A 13,813-nucleotide genomic window follows, 5' to 3' on the forward strand; every position below is an offset into this window, starting at 1 on the left:
TCACGAGAGGCAGGGCGTACGTCATGACGGACAGCAAGGAAAACGGCATCGACAGCGGCATCGACAGCGGCAAGGTCGCGCTGATCACCGGGGCGAGCCGGGGCATCGGCTACGGCATCGCCGAGGCGCTGGTCGCGCGCGGCGACCGGCTCTGCATCACCGGACGCAACGAGGAGGCCCTCAAGGAGGCCGTGGAGCGGCTCGGCGCGGACCGGGTGATCGGGGTCGCCGGCAAGGCGCACGACGAGGAGCACCAGGCCGTCGCCGTCGAGCGGACGATGGAGGCCTTCGGCCGCGTAGACTTCCTGATCAACAACGCGGGCACCAATCCGGTCTTCGGCCCGATCGCGGACCTGGACCTCGGTGTCGCCCGGAAGGTCTTCGAGACGAACGTGATCTCGGCGCTCGGGTTCGCCCAGCGCACCTGGCACGCCTGGCAGAAGGACAACGGCGGTGCGATCGTGAACATCGCCTCCATCGCCGGCGTCTCCGCCTCGCCCTTCATCGGCGCGTACGGGATGAGCAAGGCCGCCATGGTCAACCTCACCCTCCAGCTCGCCCACGAGATGGCGCCGGGCGTCCGGGTCAACGCGATCGCCCCGGCGGTGGTGAAGACCAAATTCGCGCAGGCGCTCTACGAAGGCCGCGAGCAGGAGGCCGCGGCGGCCTATCCGCTCGGCCGGCTCGGGACCCCGGAGGACATCGGCGGGGCTGCGGCATTTCTTACATCCGCGCAAGCGGAATGGATCACCGGGCAAACTCTGGTCGTTGACGGCGGAATGTTCCTCAATGCCGGAGTCCACTGACCGATAATCGGACGCATTTGCCTCCCGAGGGGAGGCAAATGCGTACCTAATGCGCACGTAATCGGTCAAGTGCCTCACCAAACCTGCCCATTGGATTTGTCGTGCACTGCGGTAGGGTCTGCCGCACCCCTGGCTGATCGAGGAGCGTGCACGTGTTCATCCGGACCAGATGCCTGCAGATCACTGCGGCCCTTGCGTCCATATCCCTGCTCGCCGGATGCGGCCTGCTTTCGGACGACAAGGGTGAAGCCGCCCAAAAGGTCGTTGTGGGCACCACCAGCGCCCCGAGCACCCTCGATCCCGCGGCCGCCTGGGACGGCTCCTGGGAGCTGTACCGGAACGTCTACCAGACCCTGCTGGCGTTCCCCACGGGCAGCACCAAGCCCCAGCCGGACGCCGCTCAGAGCTGCGAGTTCACGGACACGGCGAACGAGTCGTACCGCTGCACCCTGAAGAAGGGCCTCAAGTTCTCCGACGGCGAGCCGCTCGACGCCAAGGCCGTCAAGCACTCCCTCGACCGGATCCGGACCATCGGGCACAAGCTCGGCCCCAAGGACCTCTTCGGCAGCCTGGACAAGATCGAGACCCCGGACGCGCTGACGGTCGTCTTCCACCTGAAGACGCCGGACGCCACGTTCCCGTTCGTCCTCGGCTCGCCGGCCGCCTCCCTGGTCGCGCCCAAGGAGTACCCGGCCGACAAGGTGCGGGAGGACGGCAAGGTCGTCGGCTCCGGCCCGTACGTCCTCCAGTCGTACAAGGAGGGCAGCGAGGCGGTCCTCACGAAGAACGAGAGCTACGCCGGCTTCGCGAACCGGAAGAACGACGCGGTGACCATCCGCTACTTCGCGGAGTCGAAGAAGATGGTCGCGGCCCTCAAGGCCAAGGAGATCGACGCGACCTACCGAGGCCTGTCCGCCTCGGAGATCAAGGACCTGCAGAGCCCCGACTCGCACAACGCGGGCGTCCAGGTCGTCGAGAACGTCGGCGCCGAGATCCGGTACCTGGTCTTCAACCCCCAGGACCCGCAGGTCAACAAGCTGGCGGTGCGCCGCGCCATCGCCCAGGTCGTCGACCGGGGGGCCCTGGTCTCCAAGGTCTACCAGGGCACGGCCGAGCCGCTGTACTCCATGGTCCCCAAGGGCGTCGTGGGTCACAAGACGCCCTTCTTCGACGCCTACGGCCACGCGGACGTCGCCAAGGCCAAGAAGATCCTGAAGGACGCCGGGATCACCCAGCCGGTGGAGCTGACCTTCTGGTACACCACCGACCGCTACGGTGCCTCCACCGCCGACGAGTTCACCGAGCTCAAGCGCCAGCTCGACGAGAGCCTCCTCTTCAAGATCACCCTGCGCGGCCAGCCGTGGAAGGTCTTCCAGGAGGGCTACAAGAACGGCGAGTACCCGGTCTTCGGCCGAGGCTGGTTCCCCGACTTCCCGGACCCGGACAACTTCATCGCGCCGTTCGTCGGCAAGGAGAACGCGGTCGGCACCCCGTACGAGCCCACCGAGATCCTGACCGAGCTGCTGCCCAAGTCCCGCCGCGAGAGCGACCGGGCGGCCGGCGGCAAGGAGTTCGAGCAGGCGCAGGCGATCTTCGCCCAGGACGTCCGGCTGCTGCCGCTGTGGCAGGGCAAGCTCTACGTCGCCGCACGCGAGGACATCGCCGGCGCCGAGCGTGCGCTCGACCCGCAGACCGTCTTCCAGATGTGGGAGCTGTACCGCAAGACCAGCTGGTAGCCGTGACGGCCGCGGTGGGCGGATGGGGCGTTGTCAGTGGCCCCCGGTAGGTTCTGAGCAGTTGGCGCGACACGGTCGCGCCAAGTAGTTGGAAAGAACCTGTACCGGAGGTTGTAGACGTGACCCAGATGCTGCCCGAGTCCTGGCTCCCCGCTCTCGGCGGGGAGCTGGAGCAGCCCTACTTCAAAGAGCTCATCGAGTTCGTAGAGAAGGAGCGGGCGAACGGGCCGGTCTACCCGCCCCGAGAGCAGGTCTTCGCCGCCCTGGAGGCCACGCCGTTCGACAAGGTGAAGGTCCTGGTCCTCGGCCAGGACCCGTACCACGGCGCGGGCCAGGGCCACGGCCTGTGCTTCTCCGTGCGGCCCGGGGTCAAGACCCCGCCCTCGCTGCGCAACATCTACAAGGAGATGAAGGAGGAGCTCGGCCTCCCCATCCCGGACAACGGGTACCTGATGCCGTGGGCCGAGCAGGGCGTCCTGCTGCTCAACGCGGTCCTCACCGTCCGGGAGGCCGAGCCCAACTCGCACAAGGGCAAGGGCTGGGAGAAGTTCACCGACGCGGTGATCCGCGCGGTGTCCGGGCGCCCCGACCCGGCCGTCTTCGTGCTGTGGGGCGCCTACGCCCAGAAGAAGCTCCCGCTGATCGACGAGGAGCGGCACGTGGTCGTCAAGGGCGCCCACCCCTCGCCCCTGTCGGCCAAGAAGTTCTTCGGCTCCCGGCCCTTCACGCAGATCAACGAGGCCGTCGCCGCCCAGGGCCATGAGCCGATCGACTGGCGGATCCCGGACCTGGGCTGACGCCCCACCGCGCCTCGGCGCCATTGCCGGTGCCTCCGGCTAGCGTGTTGATGATCAGACCGGAGCAGGTCTGGCGGAGCAAGCCGGAGGCCGCGGTGACGGAGCAGCAGGAGGCGTCGGAGGACGCCGTCATGACCAGGATCGGCCAGGCGGTCATCCTGCTGCACGCCGGGGACCGCGAAGAAGCCCGCAACCGGCTCGGTGAGATCTGGTCCGAGATCGGCGAGGAGGGCGACTCCCTCCACCGGTGCACGCTCGCGCACTACATGGCCGATGCCCAGGACGACCCCGCCGAGGAACTGGCCTGGGATCTGCGGGCCCTCACCGCCGCCGACGGGCTGGGCCCCGCCGCCGCCATCCCGCCCACCCCGGGCCCGGGGGAGGGGCCACCCGCGCACCCCGCACCGCATCGGGCCGTCCGCGTGTTCTACCCCTCGCTGCACCTCAACCTCGCCGCCGACTACGTGAAGCTCCGCCGGCCCGAGGCCGCCCGGGTCCACCTCGCGCGGGCCCGCGAGGCCACCGGCGTGCTCGCCGACGACGGGTACGGGTACGGGAGCGGGGTGCGGGCCGCCATCGCCCGGCTGGAGCGACGGCTCGCGGCGGAACCGGGCGAGGGGCCCCACCCGTTCCCGGAGCAGCACCCGTAGGGGGCCGGGGCACGGATGGCCGTAGGCGGTCTCGCGGAAGCCGCTTGGCGGCGGGCGGTCAGTCCTCGTGCACGCCCGAGCAGATCCGGGCTTCCGGGCTGTCCGGGTGCCAGCGGCCGTGCCGCCGCCCCAGGGCGCAGACGTCGGCCGGCTGCACCGGCAGCTCCCGCATCAGTCGGCGCGGCACCTCCGGAGCCGGCTTCTTCCCTTGGTGCGCGCGGTCTCGGTGGCCCTCGCCCCCGGCGCCGCCGCGCCCTTCGGACGCCTCGGGACCACCGCGCCCGTCGGGACCACCGCGTCCCTCGTAGCCGTCGCGCCCGTCGTGCCCGCGTGCGCGCCCCGCCGCGCGCTCCGTGCCGGGGGCCGGCGGTACGGCCCCCTCCGCCCCGGTGGACGCCGCCGCCGCGGCGGCGCCCGTCCCGGCGCCTGAGGCGGCCGCGGACGCCTCAGGGTGCCCGGGCCGCTCCGGCGCCGCGTCCACGGCCTTCAGCGCCTCCAGGGCGGGCGCCTGGACGATCACCGGCGCGGCCCCCGGCCCGCCGCGCGGCTCGTGGTGCGGCGGCGCCCCCGAGGACGGGGCCCCCGCGGGCGGCATCGGAGCAGGGGGTACGTTCACACAACCGGAGACGGCCGAGACGGCACAGGCGACTCCGAGCAGCAGCGTTGTCGTGGTTCGGGTTGGATGCACTCGCGCAACTCTGCTGTGGAAGGACCCCGTTGCGAAAACCCGCGGCCGATATTGCCCCCGCACGGGTGACGGCCGCCCGCAGGTGGACCTGTGTCAGTCGCCGGTGGAACCGTCGAGCTGCTCGCGCAGCAGATCCGCGTGGCCGTTGTGGCGCGCGTACTCCTCGATCATGTGCGTGTAGACCCAGCGAAGGCTGAACACCTCGCCGCGGTGGTGGCTCTCGGCCCGCGACTCCAGATCCAGGGAGCGGCCGGCCGCGGCCTGCCGGGCCAGTTCCACCTCGGTCTGCCAGACCCGCTCGGCGTCCGCCCAGGTGTCCTTGTCGCTGAAGTGGAAGTCGCCGTCCGGGTCTTCCCTCGTGCAGTACAGCTCGGGCAGCTCCTCGCCCAGCATGATCTCCCGGAACCAGTACCGCTCCACCTCCGCCATGTGCCGTATGAGCCCCAACAGGCTGAGTTCGGAAGGGGCGAGGACGGCACGGCGCAGCTGCTCGTCGCCGAGCCCCTCACATTTCCAGGCCAGGGTGCTGCGGTGGTAGTCGAGCCATCCGTCCAGCATGTCCCGCTCGTCGGCGGTGGTGGAGGGTTCGGTGCGGTGTGATCCGGAAGACGTGGTCATCATGACCCCCATCCTCGGCGACCCGGCCCCCCGCCACCAGGGATTAAGCTCCTGAAGTCCCCTATGGAACAACCCTGGAGGCTCCCGGTGAAGGTCGGCGTCATCGGACTCGGCGACATCGCCCAGAAGGCGTACCTGCCCGTCCTCACCACCCGCCCGGGGATCGAGCTGCACCTGCAGACCCGCACCCCCGCCACGCTGGAACGGATCGGCGGGATCCACCGCGTCCCGGCCGGACGGCTGCACACCGATCTGGACGGACTCCTCGCCGCGGGCCTCGACGCGGCCTTCGTGCACGCCCCCACCGACGCCCACCCCGCGATCGTGGAACGGCTGTTGGAGGCCGGCGTACCGACGTACGTGGACAAGCCGCTCGCCTACGAGCTCGCCGACTCGCGGCGGCTGGTGGAACTGGCCGAGGAGCGCGGGGTCTCCCTCTTCGTCGGCTTCAACCGCCGTTACGCGCCCGGCTACGCGCAGTGCGCCGACCACCCGCGCGAGCTGATCGTGATGCAGAAGAACCGGGTCGGCCTGCCCGAGGACCCGCGCACCCTCGTCCTGGACGACTTCATCCACGTCGTCGACACCCTGCGCTTCCTGCTGCCCGGCGAGGCCGACCACATCGACGTACGGGCCGTGGTGCGCGAGGGACTCATGCATCAGGTGGTGCTCCTGATGTCCGGCCGGGCCGGAGGGGGGTTCACCGCGCTCGGCATCATGAACCGGCTGTCCGGCTCCACCGAGGAGATCTTGGAGGTCTCCGGACAGGACACCAAACGGCAGGTCGTCAACCTGGCCGAGATCATCGACCACAAGGGCCAGCCGACCGTTCGGCGGCGCGGGGACTGGGTGCCGGTCGCCCGCCAGCGCGGCATCGAACAGGTCGTGGACGCCTTCCTGGAGTCGGTCGGCGCGGGCAGGACAGTCAGCGCCCGGGACGCGCTGCTCACCCACGAGTTGTGCGAGCGCGTGGTGCTGTCGGCTCTGGAGCAGGCCTCCCCGTCCTGAGCGAACGGACACCCTCCGCCGCGCAGTAGGCCGCCAGCGCGGCGAGGGCCGCGCCCACCGGCCAGTCCCCGAAGCGGACGTACGGCGTCGTGCTTCGGGAGAGCGGGACCTCGTAGACGGCCGCCGTGCTCGCCGAGGTGGGCAGGTCGGCGCCGATCCGCTCCCCGGACGGTCCGTGCACCGTGCTCACACCGGTGAGGGTGGCGTGCACGACGGGACGGCCGCTCTCGGCGGCGCGCAGCGCGGCGAGCGAGGCGTGCTGGGCCGGTGCCCAGCTGTCCTGGAAGGTGGAGGTCGCCGACTGGACGACGAGCAGACCGGTACCGTCACGGGTGAGGTGCCGGCTCATGTCGGGGAAGGCGGATTCGAAGCAGACCAGCGGGCCCAGGCGTACGTCCGGCCGCCCCGGCAGGTCCATGACCACCGGAGAGCCGCCGCGCACGCGGTCCTCGCCGGCGGCCCTCCCGACCGAGGTGACCCAGCCGAGCACGGAGCGGGCCGGTATGTACTCACCGAAGGGCACTAGGCGCATCTTGTCGTACCGGGCGCCGGTGGGGCCCTGGGGGCCGATCAGCACCGCGGATTTGTAGATGCCGGGGGCGGCGGCCTCGGCCGGCGACCGGCGGGCGTCCACGTTGACCAGAAGCGGAGCCCCGACCTCCGCCGATAGCGAGGCCAGCCGCCGGGCCAGGTCGGGGCGGGCCGCCAGATCCGTGCCGACGCTGCTCTCGCCCCACACCACCAGGTCCGGGTGCTGCCCCGCGAGGGCCCGCGTCAGCCGCTCCCCGACCGCGAACCGCCGCTCCGCGCTGCCCGTGCCCTCGGTGCCCAGCGTGTCCGCCGTGCCCTCGGTCGGCTCCCTCATCAGCCCCGGCTGTACGACGGCCACGCGCAGCCCGCCCGACACCTCGGGCCGGGGCGCCCACAGCCACACCACGCCCGTCAGCACCGCGCACCCCGTCACCCCGGCCACCGCCGGGACCCGTGCCCCGGGCGCCGCGATCAACAGCACCAGCGCGCAGTTCACCGCCACCACCAGCAGGCTCACCAGCCACACCCCGCCCACCGAGGCCAGCCGCAGCGCCGGCGGCACCTGCCACTGGCTGGCCCCCAGCAGCCCCCACGGCCCGCCCAGCCCCTGCCACGACCGGGCCAGCTCCGCCAGCAGCCAGCCCGCCGGTACGAGGACCAGCGCGGCCCCCGCCCGCCCCGCGGCGGGGACCCCGCCGAGCAACTCCTGGACCAGCAGGGCCCACGGGATCCAGAGCAGCCCCAGCAGCGCGGCCAGCGGGAGCAGGAACACGTGCAGGTTGGGCAGCAGCCAGTGGTGGACGGCCAGGATGAACCCGGCGCCGCCGAGCCAGCCCTCCAGGGCCGCGCGCCGCCCGGTGGCAGCCGACCTCAGCAGCAGCATCCAGGGCACGAGGGCCACGTAGGCGAACCACCACAGCGCGGGCGCGGGGAAGGCGAGACAGGGCAGTGCTCCCGCGGCCACGGCTGCCGCCGCACGCCACCACCCGGCCGGTTTCGAGACCATGAGGCGCCTCCGCTTCCAGTGTGGGACGGCCGGGCCGGATCAGCCGGACATGTGCCGCCATTTCTCGTGGACGGTGACGCGGGTGAGCCGCCAGCAGTCGCGGGTGCGGGCGAGCGCGAAGGTGTAGCGCCCGGCGGCGACGAAGTCGGGGGCGGTGACGGCGCCGTCGGAAAGGCCGTCGGACTCGGCCCCGGCCCCAGCCCCGGATCCCGGGCCGGCCAGCCGCATCGGATTCACGAAATCCGCCCGGACCTCGGCCGAGTCCCCGGGCGAACCGCCCAGATCCTCCAGCCGGATCAGCCGGTTGACGATCAGGTGCTGGCGTACGGGGAACAGCCGCATCGTCTCCGCGAGCCAGTCGGCGACCTCCCCGGCGGGCCCCTCGACTCCGCCCGCCGAGCTGTAGTCGGCCCGGCCGGCCGGGGTGAACAGGGCTCGGTACGCGGCCCAGTCCCCGTCGTCCACGGCCATCGCGTACCCCGTGACCACCTCGTCGATGGCCAGTCGGTCCATTACCGTCGCGAGGTCCACACGCTGCGTCATCGGGTCAGTGTGGGGGTGCGGGGCGCCCAGGCCAAGGGGCGTGCGCGTGATGGATCTCCGCGGCCGCGCTCAGTGACCGGAATGCGCCTCCCGCTGCCGGACCACGACCAGGAACGCGTCGGTGGCGAGATCCATCACCACCTCGGCCGGTACGCCCTCCCGCATGCGCTCCGCGGCGTACTCCTCGGCCGGCCAGCTTCCCCTCGGACTACCGGCCGGAAAACGCTCCAACACCACTCGACCCATGGGACACCCCCTGATGCTCGCCTTCAGGTCTCTCCAGGCACAACGACGCGCAGGCCGCCCGGGAACGTTCCCGAGCGGCCCGCGGTTCACCTGAAGACGTGGGGCGGGGTCCTGCTACGAGCCGGAATCACCCGCGTGCGGGCTCAGCACGTCCGTGCCGATCAGCACGAACAGGAGGATGCCCAGGAGGATCCGGTAGATCACGAACGGCATGAAGCTCTTCGTCGAGATGAACTTCATGAACCACGCGATCACGACATACCCCACGAAGAAGGCGATGACCGTGGCGAAGATCGTCGGACCCCAGGAGATGTGGCCCGGGGTCTCGACCACGTCCTTGATCTCGAACGCGCCCGAGGCCAGCACGGCCGGGATGGCGAGGAGGAAGGAGTAACGCGCCGCGGCCTCTCGGGTGAAGCCCAGCAGCAGACCGCCGGAGATCGTCGCGCCGGAGCGGGAGACGCCCGGGATCAGGGCCATCGCCTGGCAGACACCGAAGATCAGACCGTCCTTGACGCCCAGCTCCTTGAGCGTCTTGCGCTCGCGGATCGCCCGGTGCCGGCCGCCCTCCTCGTCGCGCGCGGCCAGCCGGTCGGCGACGCCCAGCACGATGCCCATCACCACGAGGGTGGTGGCCGTCAGCCGCAGGTCGCGGGCCGGGCCCACGATCGCGTCCTTGAAGACGAGGCCGAGGACACCGATCGGGATGGAGCCGACGATCACCAGCCAGCCCATCTTCGCGTCCTGCTCGGAGCGCAGCGCCTTGGTGTACAGCGACCGGAACCAGGTGGAGATGATCCGCGCGATGTCCTTGCGGAAATAGATCAGCACGGCGGCCTCGGTGCCGATCTGGGTGATGGCGGTGAAGGCCGCTCCTGGATCGTGCCAGCCGGCGAACGCCGCGGTCAGCCGCAGGTGGGCGCTGGAGGAGATCGGGAGGAACTCCGTAAGCCCCTGGACGAGACCGAGGATTAGGGATTCGAACCAGCTCATGTCGGGGTGCGCTCGTCCTTGTGATCGTCGGGCAGTTCGCGTCCGATGCTAGGGCCCGTGGGAAGCGGCCGTGACCACAGGGGGGTGCTGGGGGTTCTCGGCCGCCACCTCGCGCGGAGCGGCCGGAGCCAGCGCGTGCCGCTTGCGCCAGGCGACGGCCGCGGCGACCGCCGCGGAGACGGCGATGAAACCGAACGCGGCGAGGAACGCGGGGGAGCCCGGGGAGGAGGCGCTGGCCCCCGCGATCACGTACGCGGCCGTGTTCGGCACGGTGCCGATCGCGGTGGCGAGGAGGAAGGGGAGCCAGCCGCAGCGCGAGACCGCCGCGCAGTAGTTGGCGGCCGCGAAGGGAAGCCCGGGGAAGATCCGCACCGCGAGCATCGAACGGAAGCCGTGCCGGCTGAGCTGGCCGTCGGCCGCCTTCAGCCAGCGGCCGCGCAGGAACGGGCGCAGCGCCTCCTGGCCCATGATCCGGCCGAGTCCGAAGGCGATCCCGGCGCCGAGTACCGTGCCGCCGACCGCCGCCAACAGGCCGAACTGGGTTCCGAAGACGGCTCCCGCCGCCAGGTTGAGCAGCGGGCGCGGTACGAAGGCGGCCGTGCAGAGCCCGTACACGGCCGCGAACACCAGCACCGCCGTGCCGGCGGGCAGCCCCGGCGGCCAGCCCTCCGAGAGGATGCGCTGGGGCTCGTACAGCAGCACGCCCACCCCGGCCGCCACGAGCAACAGGACGAGCAGCGACAGCCGGGTCCAGGGCGCGAGGAGGAGGGACATCCCGGGAGACTAACCGACGTATGCGGCGTCGCGCCGTAATCCGGGTCTCATGCGGCCGAACGGCCGGCAACCCCCGAGTGCCGTGATCCGCGCCGGCACATCGAGCGGGGCGCGCCCAAGAACCTCTGTGCGAACGGAAATTCATTCGACGCCGGCCCGGCGCTCCGGCAGGATCAGCGGCATGTCCAGGCACGCCTTCCTCGCAGCGCAGTCCGCAGTCGCGGACGCGCCGAAGGCTGCCCTCCCCGCGGAGGCATCCGTCCTCGCCGCATTCGACGGCGCACGAAGCTGACCCTTCCCGGATCGTCCGGCGGACCCCACAGGGGGAGGGTCGGTTCGCTCCAGGGGTCCCGTCTCCAGCTTCGGATCACACGGGAAGACATCATGGCCAAGACGGCCTTCGTACGCACCAAGCCGCACCTCAACATCGGCACCATGGGTCACGTCGACCACGGCAAGACCACCCTCACCGCCGCCATCACCAAGGTCCTCGCCGCGCGCGGCGGCGCCGACTTCGTGCCGTTCGACCGCATCGACCGGACCGCGGAGGAGTCCCGGCGCGGCATCACCATCAACCTCACGCACGTCGAGTACGAGACCGACACCCGGCACTACGCCCACGTGGACATGCCCGGCCACGCCGACTACATCAAGAACATGGTCACGGGCGCCGCCCAGCTCGACGGGGCGATCCTCGTCGTCTCCGCGCTCGACGGAGTCATGCCGCAGACCGCCGAGCACGTCCTCCTCGCCCGCCAAGTCGGCGTCGACCACATCGTGGTGGCGCTCAACAAGGCTGACGCCGGGGACCCCGAGCTCACCGACCTGGTCGAGCTGGAGGTCCGCGACCTGCTCACCGCGCACGGCTACGGCGGGGACGCCGCTCCCGTCGTACGGGTCTCCGGGCTGGGGGCGCTGGAGGGCGACCCGCGGTGGACCGGGGCGATCGAGGCGCTGCTGGACGCGGTGGACACGTACGTTCCGATGCCGGTGCGGTACACGGACGCGCCGTTCCTGATGCCGGTGGAGAACGTGCTGACCATCACCGGGCGCGGGACGGTGGTGACCGGTGCCGTCGAGCGCGGGAGCGTACGGACGGGTGACCGGGTGAGCGTGCTCGGCGGGGACGGCGAGGCGGTGGAGACCGTCGTGACCGGTCTGGAGACCTTCGGTAAGCCGATGGAGTCCGCCGAGGCCGGGGACAACGTGGCGCTGCTGCTGCGCGGGGTGCCGCGCGACGGGGTGCGCCGCGGACACGTGGTCGCCGCCCCCGGAAGCGTGGAGCCGCGCCGGCGTTTCACCGCCCAGGTGTACGTGCTCTCCGCGCGGGAGGGCGGGCGTACGACACCGGTCGCCACCGGGTACCGGCCGCAGTTCTACATCCGCACCGCTGATGTGGTCGGGGACGTGGACCTGGGCGAGGCCGCGGTGGCCCGGCCCGGGGAGACGGTCACGATGACCGTCGAGCTGGGGCGGGACGTCCCGCTGGAGGCGGGGCTCGGCTTCGCCATCCGTGAGGGCGGACGGACGGTCGGCGCGGGCTCGGTGATCACCGTGCACGGCTGACCCCCACCCCTGTGTGGTGACGGCGGACCGGTTGCGCCAGACTGCCGTCACCACCGGCGTGTGAAGAGGGGCGGACGGACATGGGCGGCGGCGAGACGGCACTGGTGCTCGGCGGCGGGGGACTCACCGGCGTGGGCTGGGAGTCCGGGATCCTTTACGGGCTCGCCCGGGCGGGCGTGGACCTGGGCGGCGCGGACCTCGTCGTCGGCACCTCGGCGGGCTCGGTGGTCGGCGCCCAGCTCGCCTCCGGAGTGCTCACGCCGCGGGAGCTCTACGAGCGCCAGCTCGGCGACGCCTCGGGGGAATCTGCGGCGAGGTTCGGGGTCGGGCTCGTCGCGAAGTACGCCGTGGCCATGGCGCGCTCGCGCGACGGCAAGGCCTACCGGCGGAGGGTCGGCGCCATGGCACTGGCCGCCGCCACCGCCGACGAGGCGGAGCGCCGCGAGGTGCTGGCGGCGCGGCTCGTCTCGCACGAGTGGCCCGATCGGCGGCTCGTCGTCACGGCCGTCGACGCGCTGAGCGGCGAGCTGGCCGCCTTCGACCGCGAGAGCGGGGCCGGGCTGGTGGACGCCGTCTCGGCGAGCTGCGCGGTGCCGGGGGTGTGGCCGCCCGTGACCGTGGGCGGGCGGCGGTTCATCGACGGCGGGATCCGGTCCGCGACCAACGCGGACCTGGCCGCCGGCTACGCGCGGGTGGTGATCATCGCCCCCATGGCGAGCGGTGCCGGGCTGATCCCCTCGCCCGCCGCCCAGGCCGCGCGGCTGCGGGAGGCGGGGGCGCGGGTGCTGCTGATCACGCCGTCCGCGGCGGCCCGCAAGGCCTTCGGGCGCAACGTACTGGACCCCGCCCGGCGGGCGCCGGCGGCGCGGGCGGGCCTCGCGCAGGCGGCGGAGCACGCCGCCGAGGCGGCCGGGACATGGACTGGTCCCGCGGCCTGACAATGGTGGGGTGAACGACGAGCAGATCCCGGTCATCCGGGAAGTGGGCCAGGGCACCGCCAAACTGATGCCGGACGTGGACCGGGAGCGGGCCTGGCTGCTGACCGTGGACGGGGCACCGCAGTCGTACGTGGACCTGGACGAGCCCGAGCACCTGGAGTTCGAGTACGTACGCCGTCTCGCGCACGTGCTCGACTGCGCGGCGGTGCCCGGGGCCGGGCTGGACCTGCTGCACCTGGGCGGGGGCGCGCTGACGCTGCCGCGCTACGCCGCGGCGACCCGGCCGGGATCCCGGCAGACGGTGGTGGAGTTCGACGCGGGGCTCGTGGAGCTGGTCGCGGAGCACCTCCCGCTGGGGGCGGGCGCGGGCGTGGAGGTGCATGCCGCCGATGCCCGGGTCTGGCTGGAGGGCGCGGCCGCGGGCAGCGCGGACGTGATCGTGGCCGATGTGTTCGGCGGGTCGAGGGTGCCGGCGCAGCTCACGTCCGTGGAGTACGCGCGGGAGGCGGCACGGGTGCTGCGACCGGGCGGGCTGTACGCGGCGAATCTGGCGGACGGGGCCCCGTTCGCCTTCCTGAAGGCACAGCTGGCGAATTTTGGAGCCGTCTTCGGGGAGCTCGCGCTGATCGCGGAACCGGCCGTGCTGCGGGGGAGGCGGTTCGGGAACGCGGTCCTGGTGGCGTCGGACGGGGAGTTGCCGGTGGCGGCTCTCTCGCGCAGGTGCGCGGCGGACGCGTTCCCCGCCCGGGTGGAGGTGGGGGAGGCGCTGGCCCGGTTCATGAGGGGCGCGCGGCCGGTCGCTGACGCGGACGCGGCTCCGTCCCCGGCTCCGCCGGAGGGTGCGTTCAGCCTGGGGTGAGGGGGAGGGCTGCCGCGCCGCGTCCTGGGGCTCCGCCCCAGACCCCCACGCCTC

At 72.2% G+C, this 13,813-nt stretch carries 14 protein-coding genes; 8 read left to right on the forward strand and 6 right to left on the reverse strand.

The window, feature by feature from the left end:
• Positions 1-23 precede the first annotated feature (23 nt).
• The 4 genes from MTF65_RS00610 to MTF65_RS00625 all read left to right on the forward strand — a co-directional run bounded on the left by MTF65_RS00610 (position 24) and on the right by MTF65_RS00625 (position 3,989).
• On the forward strand, positions 24-806 hold the full coding sequence (locus tag MTF65_RS00610) for an SDR family oxidoreductase (protein ID WP_243626156.1): 783 nt from the start codon (positions 24-26) through the stop codon (positions 804-806).
• 152 nt (positions 807-958) lie between these two features.
• Positions 959-2,542 (forward strand): ABC transporter substrate-binding protein, encoded by a 1,584-nt coding sequence (locus MTF65_RS00615; RefSeq protein ID WP_243626158.1) that lies wholly within the window; start codon positions 959-961, stop codon positions 2,540-2,542.
• Positions 2,543-2,670: 128 nt separating this feature from the next.
• Entirely contained in the window at positions 2,671-3,339 is a 669-nt protein-coding gene (locus tag MTF65_RS00620) for a uracil-DNA glycosylase (protein ID WP_243627243.1), read from the forward strand.
• 95 nt (positions 3,340-3,434) lie between these two features.
• Complete coding sequence (locus tag MTF65_RS00625) at positions 3,435-3,989, forward strand: hypothetical protein (protein WP_243627244.1); 555 nt, start codon at positions 3,435-3,437, stop codon at positions 3,987-3,989.
• A gap of 58 nt (positions 3,990-4,047) precedes the next feature.
• Here the strand turns inward: MTF65_RS00625 and MTF65_RS00630 are convergent, their stop codons facing one another.
• Entirely contained in the window at positions 4,048-4,584 is a 537-nt protein-coding gene (locus MTF65_RS00630) for a hypothetical protein (RefSeq protein ID WP_243626160.1), read from the reverse strand.
• Positions 4,585-4,770: 186 nt separating this feature from the next.
• Entirely contained in the window at positions 4,771-5,295 is a 525-nt protein-coding gene (locus MTF65_RS00635) for a DinB family protein (RefSeq protein ID WP_243627245.1), read from the reverse strand.
• Between the two features lie 87 nt (positions 5,296-5,382).
• On the opposite strand from MTF65_RS00635, the gene MTF65_RS00640 reads away from it, so the two are divergent.
• Positions 5,383-6,303 carry a Gfo/Idh/MocA family protein gene (locus MTF65_RS00640; protein ID WP_243627246.1) on the forward strand — a complete coding sequence of 307 codons (921 nt, stop codon included), beginning with the start codon at positions 5,383-5,385 and terminating at the stop codon, positions 6,301-6,303.
• Here the strand turns inward: MTF65_RS00640 and lnt are convergent.
• From lnt to MTF65_RS00660, 4 genes are all read right to left on the reverse strand, one after another.
• On the reverse strand, positions 6,242-7,840 hold the full coding sequence (gene lnt, locus MTF65_RS00645) for an apolipoprotein N-acyltransferase (protein ID WP_243626163.1): 1,599 nt from the start codon (positions 7,838-7,840) through the stop codon (positions 6,242-6,244). The two genes, MTF65_RS00640 and lnt, sit on opposite strands and share 62 nt — an antisense overlap.
• A 39-nt stretch (positions 7,841-7,879) precedes the next feature.
• Positions 7,880-8,383 carry a nuclear transport factor 2 family protein gene (locus tag MTF65_RS00650; protein WP_243626165.1) on the reverse strand — a complete coding sequence of 168 codons (504 nt, stop codon included), beginning with the start codon at positions 8,381-8,383 and terminating at the stop codon, positions 7,880-7,882.
• Between the two features lie 360 nt (positions 8,384-8,743).
• Positions 8,744-9,622, reverse strand: coding sequence for an undecaprenyl-diphosphate phosphatase (locus tag MTF65_RS00655; protein WP_243626166.1), 879 nt, complete (start codon positions 9,620-9,622; stop codon positions 8,744-8,746).
• Between the two features lie 48 nt (positions 9,623-9,670).
• Complete coding sequence (locus MTF65_RS00660; protein ID WP_243626167.1) at positions 9,671-10,396, reverse strand: TVP38/TMEM64 family protein; 726 nt, start codon at positions 10,394-10,396, stop codon at positions 9,671-9,673.
• A gap of 384 nt (positions 10,397-10,780) precedes the next feature.
• Here MTF65_RS00660 and tuf point away from each other — a divergent pair, with 384 nt between their 5' ends.
• The 3 genes from tuf to MTF65_RS00675 all read left to right on the forward strand — a co-directional run bounded on the left by tuf (position 10,781) and on the right by MTF65_RS00675 (position 13,759).
• The gene (gene tuf / locus MTF65_RS00665) at positions 10,781-11,962 is read left to right on the forward strand and encodes an elongation factor Tu (RefSeq protein WP_243626168.1); all 1,182 of its coding nucleotides are present in this window, start codon (positions 10,781-10,783) and stop codon (positions 11,960-11,962) included.
• An 80-nt stretch (positions 11,963-12,042) separates the two neighbouring features.
• Complete coding sequence (locus MTF65_RS00670) at positions 12,043-12,900, forward strand: patatin-like phospholipase family protein (protein ID WP_243626169.1); 858 nt, start codon at positions 12,043-12,045, stop codon at positions 12,898-12,900.
• Between the two features lie 67 nt (positions 12,901-12,967).
• Complete coding sequence (locus MTF65_RS00675; RefSeq protein ID WP_243627247.1) at positions 12,968-13,759, forward strand: spermidine synthase; 792 nt, start codon at positions 12,968-12,970, stop codon at positions 13,757-13,759.
• Positions 13,760-13,813: the final 54 nt, after the last annotated feature.

The sequence above is a fragment of the Streptomyces sp. APSN-46.1 genome (genome assembly GCF_022815725.1).
Taxonomy (GTDB): domain Bacteria; phylum Actinomycetota; class Actinomycetes; order Streptomycetales; family Streptomycetaceae; genus Streptomyces.